This window comes from Actinoplanes sp. NPDC049316 (genome assembly GCF_040677315.1).
Taxonomy (GTDB): domain Bacteria; phylum Actinomycetota; class Actinomycetes; order Mycobacteriales; family Micromonosporaceae; genus Actinoplanes.
Genome location: NZ_JBFAQM010000013.1, coordinates 22170 through 41816 on the forward strand (window position 1 = coordinate 22170; position 19647 = coordinate 41816).

Genomic DNA, 19647 nt, shown 5'->3' on the forward strand with positions numbered 1-19647 from the left:
CGTGGCCGTACACGTGAAGGGAGGTGGTCCGAAGTTGTATAGCAACGGGACTCGTGAGGTGGCTGTCCGCTAGCCGCTGTCCTCGACAGCTTCGAGAAGTTTTGTAGTACGTCGAGACCGTGTGGCAGCGGTCAGGCGAGTACCAGGCAGCCACCCGACCCCCGGGGATCCGGCCTTGTCCGACCGGACCATCGTTCGCGCGCAGGCGTGGCGGTGGAAGTCCCCGGGGGTCGCTTAATCTCTCCGGCGGGGGGCGACGTGCGCGAGCTGACGATCCTGGGCAGCGCCAGCCAGGTGCCCACCCGCCATCGCAACCACAACGGCTACCACCTGCGCTGGGACGACGAGGTGATCCTCTTCGACCCGGGCGAGGGCACGCAGCGCCAGATGCTCCTGGCCGGGCTCGCCGTCACACCGCTGCGGCGCATCTGCATCACCCACTTCCACGGCGACCACGCGCTGGGACTGCCCGGCATCATCCAGCGCATCTCGCTCGACAAGGTGACGCACCCGGTCCACGTGCACTACCCCGCCGGCGGCCACGCCTACTTCGACCGCCTCCGCAACGCCACGAGCTTCTACGACGTCGCCGACCTCGTGCCCACGCCGGTCGGTCCCGGCTTCGCGGCGGAGACCCCGGCGGGCACGCTCACCGCGCTGCCGCTGCGGCATTCCATCGAGACGTACGGCTACCGCCTGGCCGAACCGGACGGCCGCCGCATGCTGCCCGCGCTGCTCGACGCGTACGGGATCAGCGGGCCGGCCATCGGCGAGCTGCAACGCACCGGCCGGGCCGGAACCGTCACGCTGGAGGACGTCAGCGCGCCGCGCCCGGGCCAGAAGTTCGCGTTCGTGATGGACACGGGCCTGTGCGACAGCGTCTTCGCCCTCGCCGAGGGCGCCGACCTGCTGGTGATCGAGTCGACGTTCCTGGCCGAGGACGCGGTGATGGCCGCCCAGGTCGGCCATCTGACGGCCGGCCAGGCTGCCTCGGTGGCCCGGCAATCGGGGGTACGCACGCTGCTGCTCACCCACTTCTCCCAGCGGTACGCCGACAGCACCCGATTCCTCGACGAGGCCCGCGCGGAGTTCGACGGCGACATCGTGATCGCCGAGGACCTGATGCGGGTCCCGGTGCCTCCGCGGATAGGTTCGTCGCATGACCCTGCTCCTGCGGCCGGCCGGTGAGCACGACCTGGCCGGCGTCGGCGACCTGCACTACCGCTCACGCGCTTCGGCGTACGCGGGGATCGTCTCCCCCGCCGCGCTGACCTTCGGTTCGCCGGCCGCGATGGGCGAGTGGTGGACGGAACGCTGGACCTGGGAGCGGGAGACGCACCGGCTGACCGTGGCCCTCGAGGACGATCGGCTCGCCGGGTTCACGTACCTGGGCCCGAGCGAGGACGACGGGATCGCCGAGCTGTCCGCGATCCACGCCGATCCGGCGTACGTGGGGCGGGGCGTCGGCCGGGCGATGATGATCGACGCGCTGGCCGCCCTCACCCGGTACGGCGACCGCGCGGTGCTGTGGGTTCTCGAGGAGAACGCGCGCGCCCGCCGCTTCTACGAGCGCGGGGGCTGGGTCGCGGACGGCGAGAGCCGCGTCGAGCCGATCGGCGACGAGCCGGTGCACCAGGTGCGCTACGCGATTTCTCTGAGCGGCGCCGGAAGGTAGGGCTCAGTGCAGGACAAGCAGGTCCAGGACGTCGACCACTGGGCCCGTTGCGGTCTGCGCGGCGACGCGGAGCCGTTCGGCGCCTCCGGCATAGGCGTCATCGCTGATCAGCTGCAACAGGGTGTGCGCCTCGCGGCGTAACCCGGCGGCGGCCTCCGGCAGGGACGGTGCGGAGACCTGGGCGACCGGCTCGAGCCCGGCGGTGACGAACCCGGCACCGGCGAACGCCGCCTCGACGGTGGCCACGGTCGGATAGTGGTCGTTCAGCGCGGTCCCCGCCTCCGGCCAGAAACGGCACAGGGTGATGCCGTCGAGCAGACGCATGCCCGGCCGCGGGTCCACGTACCGGGTGATCGCTTCCCGCCACGCGCCGAGCGCGTCGTCGCCCAGATGCCGGGTCGCCCCGAACGCGGCAGCGTCGGCATCGTCGTACGCGATGAGCGCCATGCCCCGAGCCAAACCGACGGCGACGCCACTACGCAAGAGTGAAGTGGATCGCTCCTTCCGGAGGGAGGGCGGGAGCGCGTGACCGAGTGAATGCGGGGGAACCTGTGGTCACGCACTCCCGCCTACCGCGCCCGCCCGCACCGGGGTGCGCCTGGCCGGAGGCGCCGACCGGCGGAGGCGTGCCGGTCGATCGGTGTGGGCGGGTCCAGTTGCGGGACACCGGCGAGCTGGCGGGGCAACGGCGGTGTCACCGCGGGATGGCGTCTACGGGGCCGGAACTTGCCGGGGGACGGTCAAGCGCCCGGTCGACGCCGGTCAAGGCCAGTCAGTCGAAATAGCCTCGGTTCAGGTCGTCGGTCTTGCGGACTTCGCGGCGTACCCGGTTGTCGTCGAAGACGCCGGGGATGTCGCGCAGGCTGTTGAGGTCGTGCCGCAGCGTCCACGCCTCGCGCCAGGGGCGCCGGGACGCCGTCTCGGCGCGCTCGGCGAGGCGCCGCGGAGCGCACGGCCACCGCCATCCGCACCAGACACAGTTGCCGTCGTGACCGGCTCCGGCGTGCCTCCCCAGCATCTGCTGGGCGTCCTGCCAGAGCAGCCGGTCCACGATGCCGGCCGGCATGTCCTGGTCGACGATGGCCATCTTCTTTCGAACCTCCCCGGACGAGTGCAGCTCTGTCGCACCCCATACAACCCCCGCACATCACCCGTCGATCGGACTGACTGTGCGACCTTCGCGACTATCCGTGACGGCCGATGTTCGCCGTGGGCGGACGGCGGACGGACATCGATGCGGCGGCGGGGGCGTTGACGATGCCATGGACACCGAACACACGAGCGCCGAGACCGCGGCGCTCGACGCGTACAGCCGGGTCGTGACCGGCGTCGCCGCCGGTCTCCTGCCGTCCGTGGCCGCGCTCAGCGTGCGCACCCCGCGGGGTGCCGGGGCCGGCTCGGCGGTGACGTTCACCGACGACGGATTCCTGCTCACCAACGCCCACGTGGTCGCCGGCGCGAACGCCGGCACCGCCTCCTTCGCCGACGGCACCGAGACCCGGTTCGACGTGGTGGGCGCCGACGTGCTGTCCGACCTCGCGGTGGTCCGGGTGCACAACCCCGGCGCCCCGGCGGCACCGCTCGGCGACGCCGAGAACCTGCGCATCGGCCAGCTCGTCGTGGCCGTCGGCAATCCGATGGGTCTCGCCGGCTCGGTGACGGCCGGCGTCGTCTCCGGCCTCGGCCGGTCCCTGCCGGCCCGCGACGGCAGGCGCGTCCGCATCATCGACAACGTCATCCAGACCGACGCGGCGCTCAACCCCGGCAACTCCGGCGGCGCCCTGGCCGACTCCGGCGGCACCGTCGTCGGCGTCAACACGGCGGTCGCGGGTTACGGCCTCGGCCTGGCCGTACCGATCAACAAGACCACCCGGCAGATCATCGGCGAGCTCGTCGGCACCGGGCGGGTCCGCCGCGCCTGGCTCGGCGTCGCGGGCGTGCCGGTCCCGCTGCCGCCACCGCTCGCGGAGCGGCTCGGCCAGAGGCTCGGGCTGCGGGTCGTCGAGGTCGTCCCGGGCAGCCCGGCCGGCACCGCCGGCATCTACCTGGGCGACATCCTCATCACCGCCGGCGGCGAGCCGGTCCAGACCGTGCAGGCGCTGCAGCGCCTGATGCTGGGCCCGGCCATCGGCAAGAACCTGCCCATCACCGTCCTGCGCAAGAACGCGCTGGTCGACGTCGTGTCGGTCCCCGAAGAACTGCGCTGAGCTCTTTCCGGGCGCAACCATTCACGCAGGTCGCCGGGGTCGGGAATCCGCTCATGAGCGCAAGCGAATGGATTCCCGTCCCCGGCCCTCGGCGTGAGCAGCGGTCCGCACCCACCACCCCGCTACGACATCCGGCTCTTGATCTGGATCTTTCAGCTCAGGTGCGCCAACAGGTCCTGGCGGGTCAGCACGCCCGCGGGCTTGCCGTCGATGAGCACCATCGCCGCGTCCGCGCGCTCGAGCAGGGCCACCGCCTCGCTCACCGGCTGGCCGCCGCCGATCATCGGCAGCGGCTCGCCCATGTGCCGCTCGATCGTGTCGTGCAGGTGGGCCTGACCGGTGAAGAGCGCGTCCAGCAGCGCCTTCTCCGCTATCGAGCCGGCCACTTCGCCGGTCACGACCGGGGGCTCGGCCTTGAGGACGGGGAGCTGGCTGACGCCGTACTCGCGCATGTAGTCGATCGCGTCGCGGACCGTCTCGGTGGGGTGGACGTGCACGAGCGGGGGCATGGCGCCGCCCTTCGCGGCCAGGGCCGTGGCGACCGTGGGAGAGCCGTCGCCGGTGGAGAGGAAGCCGTACCGGGCCATCCAGTCGTCGTTGAAGATCTTGGAGAGGTAACCGCGGCCGCCGTCGGGCAGCAGGACCACCACGACGTCGTCGGGGCCGGCCTTGCGGGCCACCTCCAGCGCGGCCACCACCGCCATGCCGCAGCTGCCGCCGACGAGCAGGCCCTCCTCGCGGGCCAGGCGGCGGGTCATCTCGAAGGAGTCCGAGTCGGACACCTCGATGACCTCGTCGCAGACGCTGCGGTCGTACGTCTGCGGCCAGAAGTCCTCACCGACGCCCTCGACCAGGTACGGCCGGCCCGTGCCGCCGGAGTAGACCGAACCCTCGGGGTCGGCGCCGACGATCCGGACGTTGCCCTGCTCCTTGAGGTAACGGCCGACGCCGCTGATCGTGCCGCCGGTGCCGACGCCCGCCACGAAGTGCGTGATGCGGCCCTCGGTCTGCTTCCAGATCTCCGGGCCGGTCTCCTCGTAGTGCGAGCGCGGGTTGGCCGGGTTGCTGTACTGGTCGGGCTTCCAGGCGCCGGGGATCTCCCGGGCCAGCCGGTCGGAGACGTTGTAGTACGAGCGCGGGTCCTCCGGGGCGACGGCGGTCGGGCAGACCACCACCTCGGCCCCGTACGCCCGCAGCACGTTCTGCTTGTCCTCGCTGACCTTGTCGGGGCAGACGAAGATGCACCGGTAGCCGCGCAGCTGGGCCACCAGGGCCAGCCCGACGCCCGTGTTGCCGCTGGTCGGCTCCACGATCGTGCCGCCCTCCTGGAGGAGACCGGCCTTCTCGGCGTCCTCCACCATCCGGACGGCGATCCGGTCCTTCACCGACCCGCCGGGGTTGAAGTACTCCACCTTGGCGAGAACGGTCGCCGAGATGCCCTCGGTGACGCTACGCAGCCGGACGAGGGGGGTGTCCCCGATGATCTCGACGACGTTGTCGTAGTACCGCACGTCTTTGTGCCCTTCTCGGTGCTGGCCTGCAATGTCAGGTCAGCCTACGGCTCACGGCACGACGGTCCCGGGCAGGACGGCGTCGCGTTGCTTCTCCCACTGCAGGAAACGCTCGGTCTCGCTGAGCACGGAACCCGCGAGCCAGGCGATCATCGCGGCGTCGTCGACCAGCCCGAACACGAACAGCGCCGCCTCCGGGATCACGTCGATCGGCGACACCACGTACGCGGTCGCGGCCGCCATCATGATCACTCGCATGCCGCCGTCGTACTCGCCGCGCGCCGTCGCCTTCATCATCCGTGGCAGCGCGGCCAGCCGCTTCCCCAGAGAGGGGCCACCGCGCGCCCCGGACACGAGCGCCTTGGCGAGCGCACTGAAGGCGGAGGCCCGTCGCAACGTCTTGGCCATGGTCGTCCCCTTTCGCTCTCTTCAGCATGACGTCCACCTGCCAGTTGTGCCCGCTCGGCGCGGAGTTCAGACTTTTGTCGCACCTGCGCGCTAGCCTCGAAGACCCCACCATCGCCGGACGCCGGTTGTTTGAGACCGGTGCAGTGCCGCACCGGCTGAAGGGCAGGTTCCCACCGAGCGAGAGCGAGGGAGAGCATGCACAAGGCAATGACCTTGACGGAGGCGGAACGCCGGCGGATCAAGTTCGCCGGCCAGGTGGCGGGCGGTCTCACCGGCGCCGCGGCGGGCCTCACTCTCCTCTCGGCGGGGGTGCTGTTGCGCCAGGCGGCCGACGCCCGCCGGATCATCCCGATGGCCGAGGCCCCGCCACCGCGGGGCGACGGCGTCTACGGAACGAAGTTCCCCGGCAAGCCCCTGAGCATGGTGATCCTCGGCGACTCCACCGCCGCCGGGTACGGCGTGCACCGTCCCCGTGAGACGCCCGGCGCGCTGCTGGCCACGGGCGTGTCGCGCCGGCTGCGCCGGCCCGTACGGCTGCACCGGCTCGCCGTGGTCGGCTCGGTCTCCGCCGGGCTGCGCCACCAGGTCGACGCGGCGCTCGAGCACCACCCCGAGGTCGCCGTGATCATCATCGGCGGCAACGACGTCACCCATGTCTCCGACCGCTCCTCGGCGGTGCGTCACCTCGCCGACGCGGTCCGGCGGCTGCGCGCGGTCGGCTGCCGGGTCGTCGTGGGCACCTGCCCGGACATCGGCGTCATCCAGCCGATCAAGCCGCCGCTGCGCTGGCTGGCCCGGTCGTGGAGCCGCCAGCTCGCGGCGGCGCAGACGGTCGCGGTGGTCGAGGCGGGCGGCCGGACGGTCTCGCTCTGCGACCTGCTCGGCCCCACCTTCGCCGCGGATCCGGTACGGATGTTCGGCGCCGACCGCTTCCACCCGTCGGTCGAGGGGTACGCCCGCGCCGCCGCGGTCATCATGCCGACGCTGATGGCGGTGCTGGGCGAGGACGACCGCGCGCCGGCCACCGGGCCGGACGGGGTGCGCACGCTGCCGCAGGCGGCCCACGAGGCGGCGCGCTCGGCGGGCACCGAGGTCAGCGGGGCCCGGGTCGACGGGCGTGAGCGCGGACCGGCCGGGCGCTGGGCGCAGTTGCGCCGCCACCCGTGGTTCGACGAGCCGAGAAGCTGGTTCCTGCACCGCGCGGCGCCCCTCCAGCCGGTCGGCTCGGCAGAGCCGCCAGCTGCGCAAACGGCCCCCTCGAGCGGCTTCGGCGCGGCGCTGTCCGACGGCTCCCTGGCACTGCGCGGAGCGTGGCGGCGCGCGGGGGCGCATGTCGCGGGCCGGATGGGTACTCGTGTTACCGGCGGGACCGGCCGGTCGCGTCCCGGGGCCTTAGGCTGGACCTCGGAGGATCATCAAGCGGCCGTCGACTGACGGACCGGGCAGTGCCCGCGACCGGGCGGACGCGGGCGCCGCGAGCGGCAGGGAGGCGACATGACGGGCCTGACGGGACGGATCGGCAAGGCGACGGCCACGACACTGTTCGCGTCGGCCGTGGGCGGCGTCGCCCTGCTCGCCGGCGAGGCGATAGCCGCCCGCACCCGGCGGTACGCGAAGCCCACCATGGGACTGGCCCTGCGGACGTCGATGGGCCCCGCCGCGGCGCCCGCCCTGCGTCTCGTGCTACTCGGCGACGCGGCCGCGATCGGGGTCGGCGTGGAATGGCTGTCCGAGACCGTCGGCGGCCAGCTCGCCCGGCTGCTCGCCGACGGCACCCCGGAGACCGGCCGGCGGCACGTGCTGCTCTCCAGCGTCGGCGTGGCCGGCTCGCGCTCCGCCGACCTGGCGACCCAGGTGGCCCGGGCCCTGCTCGGCGACCGTCCTGACGTGGCGGTGGTGCTGATCGGCGCCCGCGACGCCACCGGCCTGCGCAGCCCGGAGGAGTCCGCGCAGCACCTGGGCGACGCCGTCAAGCGGCTGCGCGACGCGGGCGTCCAGGTCGTCGTCGGCACCTGCCCGGATCTCGGCGCCGTACGCTCCATCGCCCAGCCGCTGCGCCAGGTCACCGGCTGGCTCGGCCGGCGGGTGGCGAAGGCCCAGGCGGAGGCGGTGAGCAAGGCCGGCGGCGTGGTGGTGGACCTGGCCGAGGAGACCGGCGCGGTGTTCCGGGCCGACGCCGGCACGCTCTGCTACGACGGCTATCACCCCTCCGCGGACGGCTACCGGGTCTGGGCTCACGCCCTCTACCCGGCGGTCTTCGACGCGGCGCAGGCGGCCGGGCGGCGCTCGACCCAGGAGTGAAACGGCGCCCCGCCGGGCGCTTCGCCACTTGTGACGAAAAGTGACAATCCGGTGTGACGAAGTTGCGCTACCGCCATAAGTTACCGGCGCGTTAACGTGGGTCCATGCCGGAAGCCGTCATCGTCGCCACCGCCCGCTCCCCGATCGGCCGGGCCGTCAAAGGGTCGCTGAGGGATCTGCGCCCGGACGACCTCGCCACCACCATCGTCGACGCCGCGCTGGCCAAGGTGCCGCAGCTCGACCGAACCCTCATCGAGGACCTCTATTTGGGCTGCGGTCTGCCCGGCGGCGAGCAGGGCTTCAACATGGCCCGCGTGGTCGCCACCAAGCTCGGCCTGGACGGCCTGCCCGGCGCCACCGTCACCCGCTACTGCTCCTCGTCGCTGCAGACGACCCGGATGGCGTTCCACGCGATCAAGGCCGGCGAGGGCGACATCTTCGTCTCGGCCGGCGTCGAGACCGTCTCCCGGTTCGCCCGCGGCAGCTCCGACGGCCTGCCCTCCGAGGCGCAGGCGCTGGTCGGCGGCGGCTGGGAGAACCCGCAGTTCGACGAGGCCCGCGCCCGCACCGCGGAGTACGCGCAGGGCGGCCGGACCTGGCACGACCCGCGCGAGGACGGCAAGATCCCCGACGTCTACATCGCGATGGGCCAGACGGCGGAGAACCTGGCGCAGCTCAAGGGCGTCTCCCGCGAGGAGATGGACGAGTTCGGCGTACGCAGCCAGAACCTCGCCGAGAAGGCCATCGCCAACGGCTTCTGGGCCCGGGAGATCACGCCGGTGACCACCCCGGACGGCACGGTGGTCTCGGTCGACGACGGTCCCCGCCCGGGCGTGACGATGGAGGGTGTGTCCGGCCTCAAGCCGGTGTTCCGCCCCGACGGCCGGGTCACCGCCGGCAACTGCTGCCCGCTGAACGACGGCGCCGCGGCCGTGGTCATCATGAGCGACACGAAGGCCCGGGAGCTGGGCGTCACGCCGCTCGCCCGGATCGTCTCCACGGGCGTCACCGCGCTCTCGCCGGAGATCATGGGCCTCGGCCCGGTCGAGGCGTCGAAGCAGGCGCTCCAGCGTGCGGGGATGAGCATCGGCGACGTGGACCTGGTGGAGATCAACGAGGCGTTCGCGGCCCAGGTCATCCCCTCGTACCAGGACCTCGGCATCCCGATCGAGAAGCTCAACGTCAACGGCGGCGCGATCGCGGTCGGCCACCCGTTCGGCATGACCGGCGCCCGCATCACCGGCACGCTGCTGAACTCGCTCGACTGGCACGACAAGAGCATCGGCCTCGAGACGATGTGCGTCGGCGGCGGCCAGGGCATGGCGATGGTGCTCGAGCGCCTGAGCTGACACCGCAAGTCTTCCGCCGGGTCCGGCTGCGCTTGACGCGCCGGGCCCGGCGGATCTCATTGTGCCTCGGGTACGGCTCTCACAGCGCCTTGCGTACGGCCAGCACGTCGGCGGTCGCGCGGGCCAGCACCTCGTCCGGAGCCCCGGCCGCAAGCAGGTCGTCGGTCATCACGCGCAGCTGGTCGGGCAGGATCATGTCCGGCTCCCGGGGCACGGGGCGCGGCGTCCGGTGCTCGGCGTGCGCGCCCAGGTCGGCGAGGCGCTGGACCAGCCCGTACACGTGGTCGGCGCGGGTCCCGCCGGACGGCCCGGCGGCTTCCCACCGGCCGGTCTCCCAGTGGCCGACCTGGTTGAGCAGGCGCTGGACCGCGAGGCGGAAATCTTCGGCAGACACCCGGCAACCCTATCGGCGGCGCACGGGTTAGGGTCGGGGCCGGAGCCCTCGAGGAGCTGACACATGCCCGGTCGTTGAGCACGCGTTGACTGCTGAGGCCGTCATCGGCCTGTCATCGCGTGCTGCCCTTGAATCGCGCGGCACAGCGAGCGCCGCCACCTGACCGTCGGTCGGTGGGCCTTGTCCGCAGCCATCCAAGGGATCACTGTGTCCTCCGTTCGATCCGGTACGCCGCCGCTGTGGCGCGACTCCGACTTCCGTACGTTCTGGGCCGGCCAGACCGCCTCCCAGCTGGGCGAGCACACGAGCCTGGTGGTCCTGCCGCTGCTCGCCGTCCTGACCCTCGACGTGGGCGCCGACCAGCTGGGCGTCCTGCGCGCGGTCGGGCAGGCGCCGCAGCTGCTGCTCGCGCTGTTCGCCGGCGTGTGGGTGGACAGGTGGCGGACCCGTACGGTCATGGCCCTGACGGATCTCGGCCGGGCGCTCGCGCTGGGCACGGCCGCGGTGGTTGCCCTGCTGAGCGGGTTGAGCCTGGCCGCGCTGCTGGCCGTCGCCTTCGTCGTCGGGTCACTGTCGGTGCTCTTCGACGTCGCCTACCAAGCCTGTCTGGTACGCCTCCTCCCCCGCGAGCAGCTGCTGCGGGCGAACAGCGCGGTCGAAGCCAGCCGGTCCGCGGCGCAGATCGGCGGGCCGGCCCTCGGCGGGACGATGACCACCCTGCTCTCCGCCCCGATCGCCGTCGCGGCCGGCGCCGCGCTCTTCGTGACGTCGTTCGGGGCGATCATCCGGATGCGCCGCCGCGAGGAGCCTGCGCCACGCTCCCCCGGGCGAACGCTGATCCTCCGGCAGATCCACGAAGGGCTCCGGTTCGTGGTGCGGGACGCCTCGCTCCGTACCGTGTGCTTCGCCTCGGGGGCGTTCCAGTTCTTCCTCGCGGCCACGATGACGGCGTACCTGCTGTTCCTGCCGCGGGAGCTGCACCTGTCCGGTGCGGCGATCGGGCTGGCACTCGCCGCGACGGGGCCGGGGGCGCTGATCGGCTCGCTACTCGCGGCTCGCCTCCCCGGCCGGCTCGGCCACGGGCCCGTGCTGGTCGCGGCCGCCGCCGTCGGCGACGGTGTGATGCTCGGCGCCGGGGCGCTGCGCGGTGGCTCCACCGGTACGGTCGTCGCCCTGATCGCGATCAACCTCGTCTTCGGCGCCCTCGGTCAACTGGTCAACGTCACGATCATGGCCGTACGGCAGGCGCTGACGCCGGTGGCGTTGCAGGGCCGGGTCGCGGCGACGATCACCTTCGCCGGGATGGGGCTGGCGCCGCTCGGGTCGTTGACCGGTGGGCTGTTGGCGGCGCATGCGGGGTTGCGTACGGCGCTGCTGGTGTCGGCTGCGGGGATGCTGCTCTCGCCGGTGCTGATGGCGTCGTCGCCGCTGGCCCGGCTGGGACGGACGCTGCCATCACCGGACGGCGACCGGTGACCTCACCACTCCCGGACAGCGAGCGGTGACCCGCGCTGGACAGCGGAACGGCCCGGACAGCGAGCGGTGACCCGCGCCGGACAGCGGAACGGCCCGGACAGCGAGCGGTGACCCGCGCCGGACAGCGGAACGCCCGGTCCGCGAGTGCGGGCCGGGCGTTCGCCGGTGCGTAGCCAAGGGGCCGGTGGTTGGCCGGCCCCGCGGGTCAGTCGTCGCCCTGCAGGAAGCTCAGCAGGCGCAGGATCTCGATGTACAGCCAGATGAGGCTGACGAGAATGCCGAACGCCGCCGTCCACGAGTACCGCTGCGGGAGGCCCATCCGGACCCCCTCCTCGACCTCGTTGAAGCTGAGGATGAAGCTCAGCGACGCGACCACGATGCAGACGAGGCTGAAGATGATGCCGAGCGCGCCGTTGTCGCGCAGGCCGGTGTGAACGCCGAAGAGCGACAGCACCAGGTTGATCAGCATGACCGCGAACAGGCCACCCATGACGGCGATCATGCCGCGGGTGAACTTCGGCGTCGCCCGGATCACGCGGGCCCGGTACAGGAACGCCATGAGGAAGAAGACGCCGAACGTGGCGACCACCGCCTGCAACACGATGCCCTGGTAGCCGGCGATCACCTGGAAGAACTTGCTGACCAGGCCGACGAAGGCGCCCTCGACCACCGCGTACGCGACGACCAGGGCGGGGTTGGCCATCCGGCTGAAGCTGATGATGAAGCCGAGCACGAGGCCGACGACGGCGGCGCCGATCCAGGCCGCGCCGAGCAGGCTCTGCGGGATGAGGTTCCAGGCCGCAACGGCGGAGACGCCGGTGATGCCCAGCAACGTCACGGTCTTGACGACGACGTCGTCGATCGTCATGGGCTGCACCGCGGGCGCCGCGGCGGGGAAGCCCGGGGCCGACGGGTACGGCTGACCGTAACCCGGCTGACCGGCGGGCGGTCCGTATGGTCCGTATCCGGTCGCGCGCTCCCGCTCGGCCGCCTGGCCGAGGCGCGAGAGCACCGGGTTGGAAGTTCTCACTGTGTCCAGCCTCCCTTGAGGTTGAGGCACGCAGGGGTCGTGCTTACCCCAGGGTATGCCGGGGACCAGCACAAAATCGCGTGGGGAACCTGTGAACGACCTGAAAAAGCCCGCACGAGCAAGCTAAACGTACGGACGGGGCAGATGAGGCGCCCGGGGCCGCTGGTGGGCGGTCGCCGTCTCAGCGGTCCGGCAGGTCGAACAGCCACAATCGGGCCGCGGGGCCGTAACCGCCGGCCACAGCGATCGGGTGCCCGTCCGGGCTGAAGGCCAGCACCGCCGACGGTGTCCGCGTGGCTGTCCAGTGATGGCCCCAGCCCCTACCGGTGTCGAGATCCCACAGCTGCACCGTGCCGCCGAAACCCGCCGTCGCCGCTGTGTGGCCATCCGGAGCCAAGGCGAACCCGTTCGACCGGCCGGTGGCGAGCGGCTCGCCGACCAGCCGGCCCGTGACCGGATCCCAGCGCCGGCGGCCGTCCTCCTCGTTCCGCTGATCGCCGGCCTGTCGCGGGTGAACGCGACGGAGTCCGGCATGCCGGTGGGGACGTCGAAGACGCGGACAGGAGCCGGTCCGGCGTCGGCGGCCGGCGCCTCGGCACAGCCGGCGAGGATCCGGCGGCCAGCCGGTGGGGGGCTCAACAGCTGGCCGGCGCCGGGGACGGTGCCGGCACCGTCCACGCCTGGGGCCTCCACAGGGGAGAGCGGATTCATCGGATGCGCACCCACGGCGGCCGGGCCGCGATCGCCGTGGGCGGCCCGCCCGAGCAAACGATCATCGCCGCCGGCACCGTCGGAGGCGGGCCGGGCCCGTTGTACCTCTGGGACGGGGACTCCGGGCGCCCGTTGAGTGAGCTGCCGGTTCGCCGCCGGCCCGGCGGGTTCGGCGCGCAGGCCGGGATCAATGCCCTGCCCTGCTGTAGCCGGTCTCTGACTGACCCCGGTCGACGACGCCGATCCTTGTGCGGGTTCATCGCGTGCCCGGGGCGGGTCACGCCGAGCATCTCACCCCCCGGCTACGCCGGGACGAACTGCCCGGCTCGTCGTTCAGGAACGGATCGTCTTGCCACCCCGATAGGCCCGACCGAGGGGATGGGCTTCAGGCCCATCTCAATGCCGACCCGCAAAGAGACGGGGGCGCGGTGGTGGGACCGTCGAAGTGTCTTCGTCACCCGACCCGATCACGAGAGGATTGGAGGGAGGGTACATCCGACTTCGGAGGTACGGTCGTTCGCCGCCGGGCTTTCGTGACGCGCCCCCCGGTGGCCTCCACATGGTTGACGATGGCCTGGCCGACGGCTTTCGCCAGCTGTGGCGGTACGGCGTTGCCGATGAGGCGGCCGAGCGGGGCGAACTGCACCGGATCTTCTGGGGCGACGAACTCGTAGTGTCGAGGGAAGCTTTGCAGGATCGCCGCTTCGCGTAGCGTGATCGCTCGGTCCTGCTCGGGGTGGCCAAAGCGGCCGGCACCGTAGTTGTACGACAACGTCGTGATGGTCGGCGACGGTTCGTCCCAGGCCATTCGGGCGTAGACGTTGCGGAAGGTCGAGCCGGAGGATCTGCGGTGGCAGGGGGCACGCAGGTCCTCGCGCCAGTCCTGCCAGGTTCCGCCCGGCGTCGAGCTTCTGATTCTCTCCAGGTTCACCGGCGTCAGCGTGCGGCTCTTGTGGAGGCGGTCGGAGGGGTCGGCTTCTCCATGGCCGAGCGGGGAAAGGTCGCGGATGACTTGCTGGACGGTGACGTAGTCGGTCGATGCGACCTCACCCTTTGGCACGCGGATTTCGCCGAGGAGCGAGGCGACGAGAACCATACGGCGTCGATGCTGAGGGACTCCGTACGCCGGGCAGTAGCAGGACTCGAAGTGCACCGAGTAGCCGATTTCGCGAAGCTTTGCAACGAATGCTTTGAAGATCGGAGTGCTTCCGATACGGGGCACGTTCTCCATCGTGACGATTTCGGGTTTGGTGTCCTCGACCAATCGGCGGACCTCGTCGACCAGGGGCCATTGGGCTTCCTGGGAGGTATCGGCGCCGCGGCGGTACGACGAGAACGGTTGGCAAGGAGCGCAGCCCGCGAGGAGGCGGACGGAATCCTTCGGCCACAGGGCGGCCAACGCGTCGGCGTCGAGTTCGCAGACGTCCTCCTTGTAAAACGGTGCGCGGACGTTGGTCCGATAGGGGTAGTCGCAAGTGGGATCGATGTCGATGCCGGCGACGACGTCGATGCCGGCCTCCTGGAGGCCGTAGGACAAGCCGCCCACCCCGCAGAACAGGTCGATTGCGGAGATCTTGGTGGTTCGCACGGCCATGCAGGGACTCTAGTTGGTCGGCCGGTATTGCCGCGTGCCCGGTGTCGACCTGTGTGTCGTCGGTCGCCCCCGAAACCGGTGAACGGCTCGCGTTCCGGCGATGGCGCGGCGTCGACGCTTAGGGTCGCTCGACAACCGATGGAACCGCTAGCGTATGCACGGTGACTCTCGGTCGAACTGGGCGCCACGACCGCCCCAGAGTGGCCGAGCCCATCACCGATGGTTAGAACGTCTGTTCTACTCATCCGTTTTTGTCGTACCTCAGCTTTACGCTCGGTTCCCCACGGATGGGGAGGGAAGACATGACGGCAGCCATGAAGGCTTCGGCATCACCACTCTCGAGGGTTTCTGCAGCTCTGGTCGACGAACTGCGGGCAATTCTCGATCGTGACGAGGGGCGTCGCGCGCAGTCGCTGGTGGCTGACTTCGTGGCCCGGCACGGCCTCACCCACCGCGACGTGGACGCCCTGCTGGCGATGCTGGCCCAGCGGCCCATGAGCTATACGACGGCACCGCCCGATCGGTCACCCGTCCGGCCTGTCGTCCACTTGGACGCGGTCGCCCCCGCGGCGGCGGCGGCGAGCGTCGTGCCGCAAGCTAGTCCCGCTGAGGTCACAGGAGGCAGCGGACGAGACGACGATGACGTACGAGACGAGGAGTTTTCGGACGACGGCCTCGACTGGATGTTCGGTGCCGACCCGGAGCCGGCGCCCGCTTCGCGAGTGTCGGACGGTGTAGTGGGCAAGGCGCTCGATGATCTGCTCGGTGACTGGACTCGTACCGGCGGGCGGCTGACGCGCGCCGAGGTCGCGCTGTTGGTGACACGGAGGGGTCTTTCCGCCACCCAGCATGGTGAACTGTTGACCCTGTTGGAGGACGCCGGCGTCGATCTGCCCTCCTTCACCGAAGCCGGCCCGGTGCGGTCCACCACCACGCGCCACGAGCTGCACGAGGACACCGTCCATCATTACCTGCGCGACATCGGCCGGTATCCGCTGATCGACGCCGCTCGCGAGGTTGAGCTCTGGTCGTTGATGAAGCAGGGCGAGGCGGCACAACACACGCTCGACACCAACGGGAACGAACTCTCGCGCAAGGATCGGCGTTGCCTGCGCGACCGCATCGATGAGGGAAACGCCGCGTATACCGCCTTGGTGTCCGCGAACCTGCGACTCGTGGTGTCGATAGCCAAAGCTCGGCATTTCCAACAGAGCAGCGTCGAGTTCGCCGATCGAATCCAGGACGGCAACATGGGCTTGATGCATGCCGCCCATCTCTTCGACGGGTCTAAGGGCTACAAGTTTTCCACCTATGCGACCTGGTGGATCAGGCAGCGCATCGAGCGAGGTGTAGCTGACAACGGCCGCACGATCCGCATTCCGGTCCACGTCCACGAGCAGATCCAGCGGGTTCGCAAGGCGGTTCGCAAGCTCACCGCCCGGCTAGACCGGGAGCCGACCCTGATGGAAATCGCGGAAGCGACTGACATGGAGCCCGGCAAGGTACAGGCGATGCTGGACTACATGCGGCCGATGCTCAGCATCGACATGCTCCTCGGGGACGAGGGTGATCTTCGGCTGTCGGACGTCCTCGTCCACGAGCATGAACGGGACGGACGCACCGACCCGGCGGAGATCGTCGGGCACGCCATGCTCCACGCCGACATCGAGCGCACCCTCCGAGAGCTGCTGCCCGAGCGTGCGGCGTGCGTGATCGAGCGCCGGTTCGGTCTCGGCACGGGTGAGGAGGAGACCCTGGACGAGATCGGCGCCCATTACGGCGTCACCCGCGAACGGATCCGGCAGATCCAGGTGAAGGCCATGAAGACGCTCCGCGAGCACGAAGGCGCCGCAGCCCTGCGTGCGTACGTGATCGACGAACCTATGGAGGCCCGTACGGGAAGCTCCGCCGAAGGGGAAGCGTAATGAATGACAGCAGCGGTCAGCCGTTCGAAGAGGCGTGCGACAAATTCGTCACCTGGCTGGACAGCCGTGTGGTCGCAGCGGGGCGCGGCGACGGTCTGGAGCGCCTGGAGGTGGACCCGTCGCGGACGTTCTGGCTCGGTCGACTCGCCTGCGAGGACGAGGTCCGCACGGGCGCGAACGACGAGCGGTCGGAAAGGCTGGACCCGTGCGCGATCGGCATCCGGCTGCGCCCCGCCGAGGGGGCGCCGTGGTCGATGACAGTGACGGTACGAGCCCGGGCTTGGGTGAAGGACCCCAAAGAAGGCAGCCCCGATCCGGATCGGCGCTGGTGGCGTACAGGCCTGGTCGAGGAAGAGATTCCCGTCGTGGTGGGTGCCGACGGGGGATTCTTCGGCGGCAAACTGCTCCAGGACGCCTTCGCCGCGGTGGGTGCGCCGGGCTTGACGGCCGAAATCCGTGTTGACGTCGAGGACTGGCACAGGGAGCCAGAGCTGGTAGTGCAACTGGTCAACACCAGTCCGATCAAGGCGCCAGGGCTGTCCGACTCCCACCTTTACGAAACTCAGCTGGAAGTAACCGGCGTCCTGACCGTCCCCTTCCAGTTGGAGGCTCTGCCGGACAGCTTCCGCTACGACCGGAACGTGCCGGCCTACGGCATCAATGTCGGGGTCGATGTGCTGGCTCCTGGAATCTTCCGTACATCCGACACCGTCAGCGTGCAGACCCATCGGCCTGACTACTGGAACAGCAGGCGTTCCGAGCCGGATATGTCGTTCGCCGCGCTTGCTGCCGATCCGATCCCCGAACTGACCGCCCTCGTAGACGCGCTCACCGAATACGACGACGAACACTGGTCGACGACCGCGCTGGACACGCGGCACGCGACCGAGAACTGGACGTCGGCGATGCGCGCCGAGGCGGACAAATCCGCGGCGGAGATCTTCGCCGAGCGTGATCGCCTACTTGCCGGCCTGGAGCTGCTGCGGACCCGCCCGGAGATCCTGCGATCGTTCCAGCTCATGAACCAGGCCATAGCGCTTAGCGCAGAGGGCCGCGGCTACCGCGCCTGGCGCCCGTTCCAAGTCGGCTTCCTGCTCTCCGCCATCCGGTTCCTCGCCGAACCGGGCGCCGAGGCCAAATACGTCGACACCGTGTGGTTCGCCACTGGCGGCGGCAAGACCGAGACGTACCTCGGTCTGCTGCTCACGGCGGCCTTCTTCGACCGGCTCACCGGCAAACGCATGGGCGTGACCGCGTGGTCGAGGTTCCCCCTGCGGCTGCTCAGCCTGCAGCAGACTCAGCGCTTCGCCGACGCGCTCGCCGGAGCGGAGATGGTCCGCTGGGACCAGAATGACCTGAAACGCACCAGCCCTTTCAGCCTCGGCTTTCTCGTGGGCCAGGCCGGCACGCCCAACAAAATCGTTCCCAAACCGGAAGGCGACGAGATCGGACCCGACAGCAGCGGCATGCCCGACAAATACCGGGTGTTGCTGCACTGCCCGTTCTGTCGGGACGAAAATTTGACAATGAAGTTCGATCGCCAGCGATGGAAGCTGGAGCACCACTGCATGAATCCGCAGTGCCCTTGGGGCCAACGGGCGCTGCCTATGTACATCGTCGACCAAGAGGTCTTTCGCTTTCTCCCGACGGTCGTCGTCGGAACGCTGGACAAGGCGGCATCGATCAGCTTGCAGCAAGCGATGCGCGGCCTGGTCGGGCCGCCGCAGAAGCTCTGCTCCGTCGAATGGCACGGATTCACCTACGCCACGCGACGCGCCACGCCCAATGGCTGCCTGGTGCCTGGTTGTCAGGGAACGCTGAAACCACTTCCCATGCCTGAGGACCGTTTCGGGCCCTCGTTGCGGCTTCAAGACGAGCTTCATCTCCTGCGCGACAGCCTCGGGGCGGTCGACTCGCACTACGAGAGCCTTTTGGATCACCTGCAGGACAGACTATGCGGCACCCGAGCCAAAATCGTCGCCAGTAGTGCGACCCTCACCGGATACGACCGCCAGACTGAGGTCCTCTATCGGCGCGAAGGCCGGGTCTTCCCGCAACCCGGTCCGCACGCGGGCGAATCATTCTGGACCGTACGCAAGGCCCAAAAGCTTCGACGCTTCGTTGCGGTCGCACCGCGAGGGGTGACGCTGGAGCATGTCAGCGACCGAACTTTGGATGCTCTGCAGAGTTGCATACGAGAGTTGAAGGACTATCCGGCAACCGTGTGCGCGGATGCCGGCATCGACCGCGCCCATGTGAAAGGCCTCGTCAGCCTCTACGGAACGGACGTGGTCTACGGCTCGACGCTCTACGACGTGGAGGCCGCGGGGCGAAGCCTCGCCAGCAACAACACCGTCGACGGCATAAACGTCGAGCAGCTCACCGGCCAGACCGACTTCGACGAGGTGCGTGACATCCTCGAGCGACTGGAGAAGCCGGAGGAAAAATTCGAGGACCGGATCCACGTCATCGCTGCCAGTTCGATGCTGTCGCACGGCGTGGACGTCGACCGGCTCAACACGATGGTCATGCTGGGCTTGCCGCTGACGACGGCGGAATTCATCCAGACCACCGCCCGGGTGGGCCGCCGGTATCCCGGACTGGTGTACGTCCTACACAAGATCGGCCGGGAACGCGACGCCCAGACCTTCCGGCACTTCGACAAGTACGTGAGCCAGGGCGACAGGTTCGTCGACGCTATTCCGATCACCCGCCGCAGCCGGCGCGTCCTCGCACTCACCATTCCCGGCGTGGTCGCGGCCCGGACCCTCATGATTCGTGAGCCGGCCAGCAAACAGCGGTTGAGTACGCCCGCGATGCTCCGCCAGTACGTCCGGGACACAGGGCTGACTCCCGCGGAGGAAGCCGCAACGGTGGCCTCCGTTCTCGGACTCGACGGTGCCGAGGACGCGTTGCACCAGGAACAGATCATGGAATGGGTCCGCGATTGGTTCGCCGATCTGGAGGACACGGCGAGCACCGCCAAGTACATCAACGATCTTGGCGATCCGTCCCCCATGAGAAGCCTTCGCGACGTCGAGGCTCAAGCTCCGATCCACGACTGAA

17 protein-coding genes are annotated in these 19647 nt (G+C 70.1%); 9 read left to right on the forward strand and 8 right to left on the reverse strand.

Annotated elements, in window-relative coordinates:
- Positions 1–258: 258 nt before the first annotated feature.
- Together AB0K03_RS20690 and AB0K03_RS20695 are read left to right on the forward strand one after the other, a co-directional pair.
- On the forward strand, positions 259–1188 hold the full coding sequence (locus AB0K03_RS20690; protein WP_364687186.1) for a ribonuclease Z: 930 nt from the start codon (positions 259–261) through the stop codon (positions 1186–1188).
- Positions 1160–1675, forward strand: a complete 516-nt coding sequence (locus AB0K03_RS20695; RefSeq protein WP_364687188.1) for a GNAT family N-acetyltransferase — start codon at positions 1160–1162, stop codon at positions 1673–1675. The genes AB0K03_RS20690 and AB0K03_RS20695 overlap by 29 nt, the downstream gene beginning before the upstream one ends.
- 3 nt (positions 1676–1678) lie before the next feature.
- Here the strand turns inward: AB0K03_RS20695 and AB0K03_RS20700 are convergent, their stop codons facing one another.
- A complete protein-coding gene (locus AB0K03_RS20700; protein WP_364687190.1) occupies positions 1679–2122 on the reverse strand; it encodes a hypothetical protein in 444 nt (147 codons plus the stop codon).
- Between the two features lie 325 nt (positions 2123–2447).
- On the reverse strand, positions 2448–2762 hold the full coding sequence (locus tag AB0K03_RS20705) for a hypothetical protein (protein WP_364687192.1): 315 nt from the start codon (positions 2760–2762) through the stop codon (positions 2448–2450).
- Between the two features lie 175 nt (positions 2763–2937).
- Here AB0K03_RS20705 and AB0K03_RS20710 point away from each other — a divergent pair, with 175 nt between their 5' ends.
- On the forward strand, positions 2938–3882 hold the full coding sequence (locus tag AB0K03_RS20710) for a trypsin-like peptidase domain-containing protein (protein ID WP_364687194.1): 945 nt from the start codon (positions 2938–2940) through the stop codon (positions 3880–3882).
- Between the two features lie 152 nt (positions 3883–4034).
- On the opposite strand, the gene AB0K03_RS20715 is transcribed toward AB0K03_RS20710, so the two are convergent.
- Together AB0K03_RS20715 and AB0K03_RS20720 are read right to left on the reverse strand one after the other, a co-directional pair.
- A complete protein-coding gene (locus tag AB0K03_RS20715) occupies positions 4035–5393 on the reverse strand; it encodes a cystathionine beta-synthase (protein ID WP_364687196.1) in 1359 nt (452 codons plus the stop codon).
- Between the two features lie 51 nt (positions 5394–5444).
- Positions 5445–5801: a YkvA family protein gene (locus tag AB0K03_RS20720; RefSeq protein WP_364687198.1), complete on the reverse strand. Its 357-nt coding sequence runs from the start codon at positions 5799–5801 to the stop codon at positions 5445–5447.
- A gap of 207 nt (positions 5802–6008) precedes the next feature.
- On the opposite strand from AB0K03_RS20720, the gene AB0K03_RS20725 reads away from it, so the two are divergent.
- From AB0K03_RS20725 to AB0K03_RS20735, 3 genes are all read left to right on the forward strand, one after another.
- The gene (locus tag AB0K03_RS20725) at positions 6009–7235 is read left to right on the forward strand and encodes an SGNH/GDSL hydrolase family protein (RefSeq protein ID WP_364687200.1); all 1227 of its coding nucleotides are present in this window, start codon (positions 6009–6011) and stop codon (positions 7233–7235) included.
- A gap of 60 nt (positions 7236–7295) precedes the next feature.
- A complete protein-coding gene (locus tag AB0K03_RS20730; protein ID WP_364687202.1) occupies positions 7296–8102 on the forward strand; it encodes an SGNH/GDSL hydrolase family protein in 807 nt (268 codons plus the stop codon).
- 104 nt (positions 8103–8206) lie between these two features.
- Positions 8207–9451: an acetyl-CoA C-acetyltransferase gene (locus AB0K03_RS20735; RefSeq protein WP_364687204.1), complete on the forward strand. Its 1245-nt coding sequence runs from the start codon at positions 8207–8209 to the stop codon at positions 9449–9451.
- A gap of 79 nt (positions 9452–9530) precedes the next feature.
- Here AB0K03_RS20735 and AB0K03_RS20740 read toward each other — a convergent pair whose 3' ends face one another.
- A complete protein-coding gene (locus AB0K03_RS20740) occupies positions 9531–9845 on the reverse strand; it encodes a hypothetical protein (protein WP_364687206.1) in 315 nt (104 codons plus the stop codon).
- A gap of 207 nt (positions 9846–10052) precedes the next feature.
- Between AB0K03_RS20740 and AB0K03_RS20745 the strand changes: the two genes are divergently transcribed.
- Positions 10053–11321: an MFS transporter gene (locus tag AB0K03_RS20745; RefSeq protein WP_364687208.1), complete on the forward strand. Its 1269-nt coding sequence runs from the start codon at positions 10053–10055 to the stop codon at positions 11319–11321.
- Between the two features lie 205 nt (positions 11322–11526).
- Here AB0K03_RS20745 and AB0K03_RS20750 read toward each other — a convergent pair whose 3' ends face one another.
- The 3 genes from AB0K03_RS20750 to AB0K03_RS20760 all read right to left on the reverse strand — a co-directional run bounded on the left by AB0K03_RS20750 (position 11527) and on the right by AB0K03_RS20760 (position 14656).
- Positions 11527–12351 (reverse strand): Bax inhibitor-1/YccA family protein, encoded by an 825-nt coding sequence (locus AB0K03_RS20750; protein WP_364687210.1) that lies wholly within the window; start codon positions 12349–12351, stop codon positions 11527–11529.
- Between the two features lie 181 nt (positions 12352–12532).
- On the reverse strand, positions 12533–12700 hold the full coding sequence (locus AB0K03_RS20755; protein WP_364687212.1) for a hypothetical protein: 168 nt from the start codon (positions 12698–12700) through the stop codon (positions 12533–12535).
- A gap of 816 nt (positions 12701–13516) precedes the next feature.
- Positions 13517–14656 carry a DNA cytosine methyltransferase gene (locus AB0K03_RS20760; protein WP_364687214.1) on the reverse strand — a complete coding sequence of 380 codons (1140 nt, stop codon included), beginning with the start codon at positions 14654–14656 and terminating at the stop codon, positions 13517–13519.
- 302 nt (positions 14657–14958) lie between these two features.
- Here AB0K03_RS20760 and AB0K03_RS20765 point away from each other — a divergent pair, with 302 nt between their 5' ends.
- Positions 14959–16581: a sigma-70 family RNA polymerase sigma factor gene (locus AB0K03_RS20765; protein ID WP_364687216.1), complete on the forward strand. Its 1623-nt coding sequence runs from the start codon at positions 14959–14961 to the stop codon at positions 16579–16581.
- Positions 16581–19646 carry a helicase-related protein gene (locus AB0K03_RS20770; RefSeq protein ID WP_364687218.1) on the forward strand — a complete coding sequence of 1022 codons (3066 nt, stop codon included), beginning with the start codon at positions 16581–16583 and terminating at the stop codon, positions 19644–19646. Before AB0K03_RS20765 ends, AB0K03_RS20770 begins: the two co-directional genes overlap by 1 nt.
- Position 19647: the final 1 nt, after the last annotated feature.

Coding starts and splice junctions, on each gene's coding strand:
- AB0K03_RS20760 (WP_364687214.1), bottom strand. CDS start 14,656: ATGGCCGTGCGAACCACCAAGATCTCCGCAATCGACCTGTTCTGCGGG.
- AB0K03_RS20720 (WP_364687198.1), bottom strand. CDS start 5,801: ATGGCCAAGACGTTGCGACGGGCCTCCGCCTTCAGTGCGCTCGCCAAG.
- AB0K03_RS20700 (WP_364687190.1), bottom strand. CDS start 2,122: ATGGCGCTCATCGCGTACGACGATGCCGACGCTGCCGCGTTCGGGGCG.
- AB0K03_RS20710 (WP_364687194.1), top strand. CDS start 2,938: ATGGACACCGAACACACGAGCGCCGAGACCGCGGCGCTCGACGCGTAC.
- AB0K03_RS20735 (WP_364687204.1), top strand. CDS start 8,207: ATGCCGGAAGCCGTCATCGTCGCCACCGCCCGCTCCCCGATCGGCCGG.
- AB0K03_RS20695 (WP_364687188.1), top strand. CDS start 1,160: ATGACCCTGCTCCTGCGGCCGGCCGGTGAGCACGACCTGGCCGGCGTC.
- AB0K03_RS20770 (WP_364687218.1), top strand. CDS start 16,581: ATGAATGACAGCAGCGGTCAGCCGTTCGAAGAGGCGTGCGACAAATTC.
- AB0K03_RS20705 (WP_364687192.1), bottom strand. CDS start 2,762: ATGGCCATCGTCGACCAGGACATGCCGGCCGGCATCGTGGACCGGCTG.
- AB0K03_RS20765 (WP_364687216.1), top strand. CDS start 14,959: ATGACGGCAGCCATGAAGGCTTCGGCATCACCACTCTCGAGGGTTTCT.
- AB0K03_RS20725 (WP_364687200.1), top strand. CDS start 6,009: ATGACCTTGACGGAGGCGGAACGCCGGCGGATCAAGTTCGCCGGCCAG.
- AB0K03_RS20730 (WP_364687202.1), top strand. CDS start 7,296: ATGACGGGCCTGACGGGACGGATCGGCAAGGCGACGGCCACGACACTG.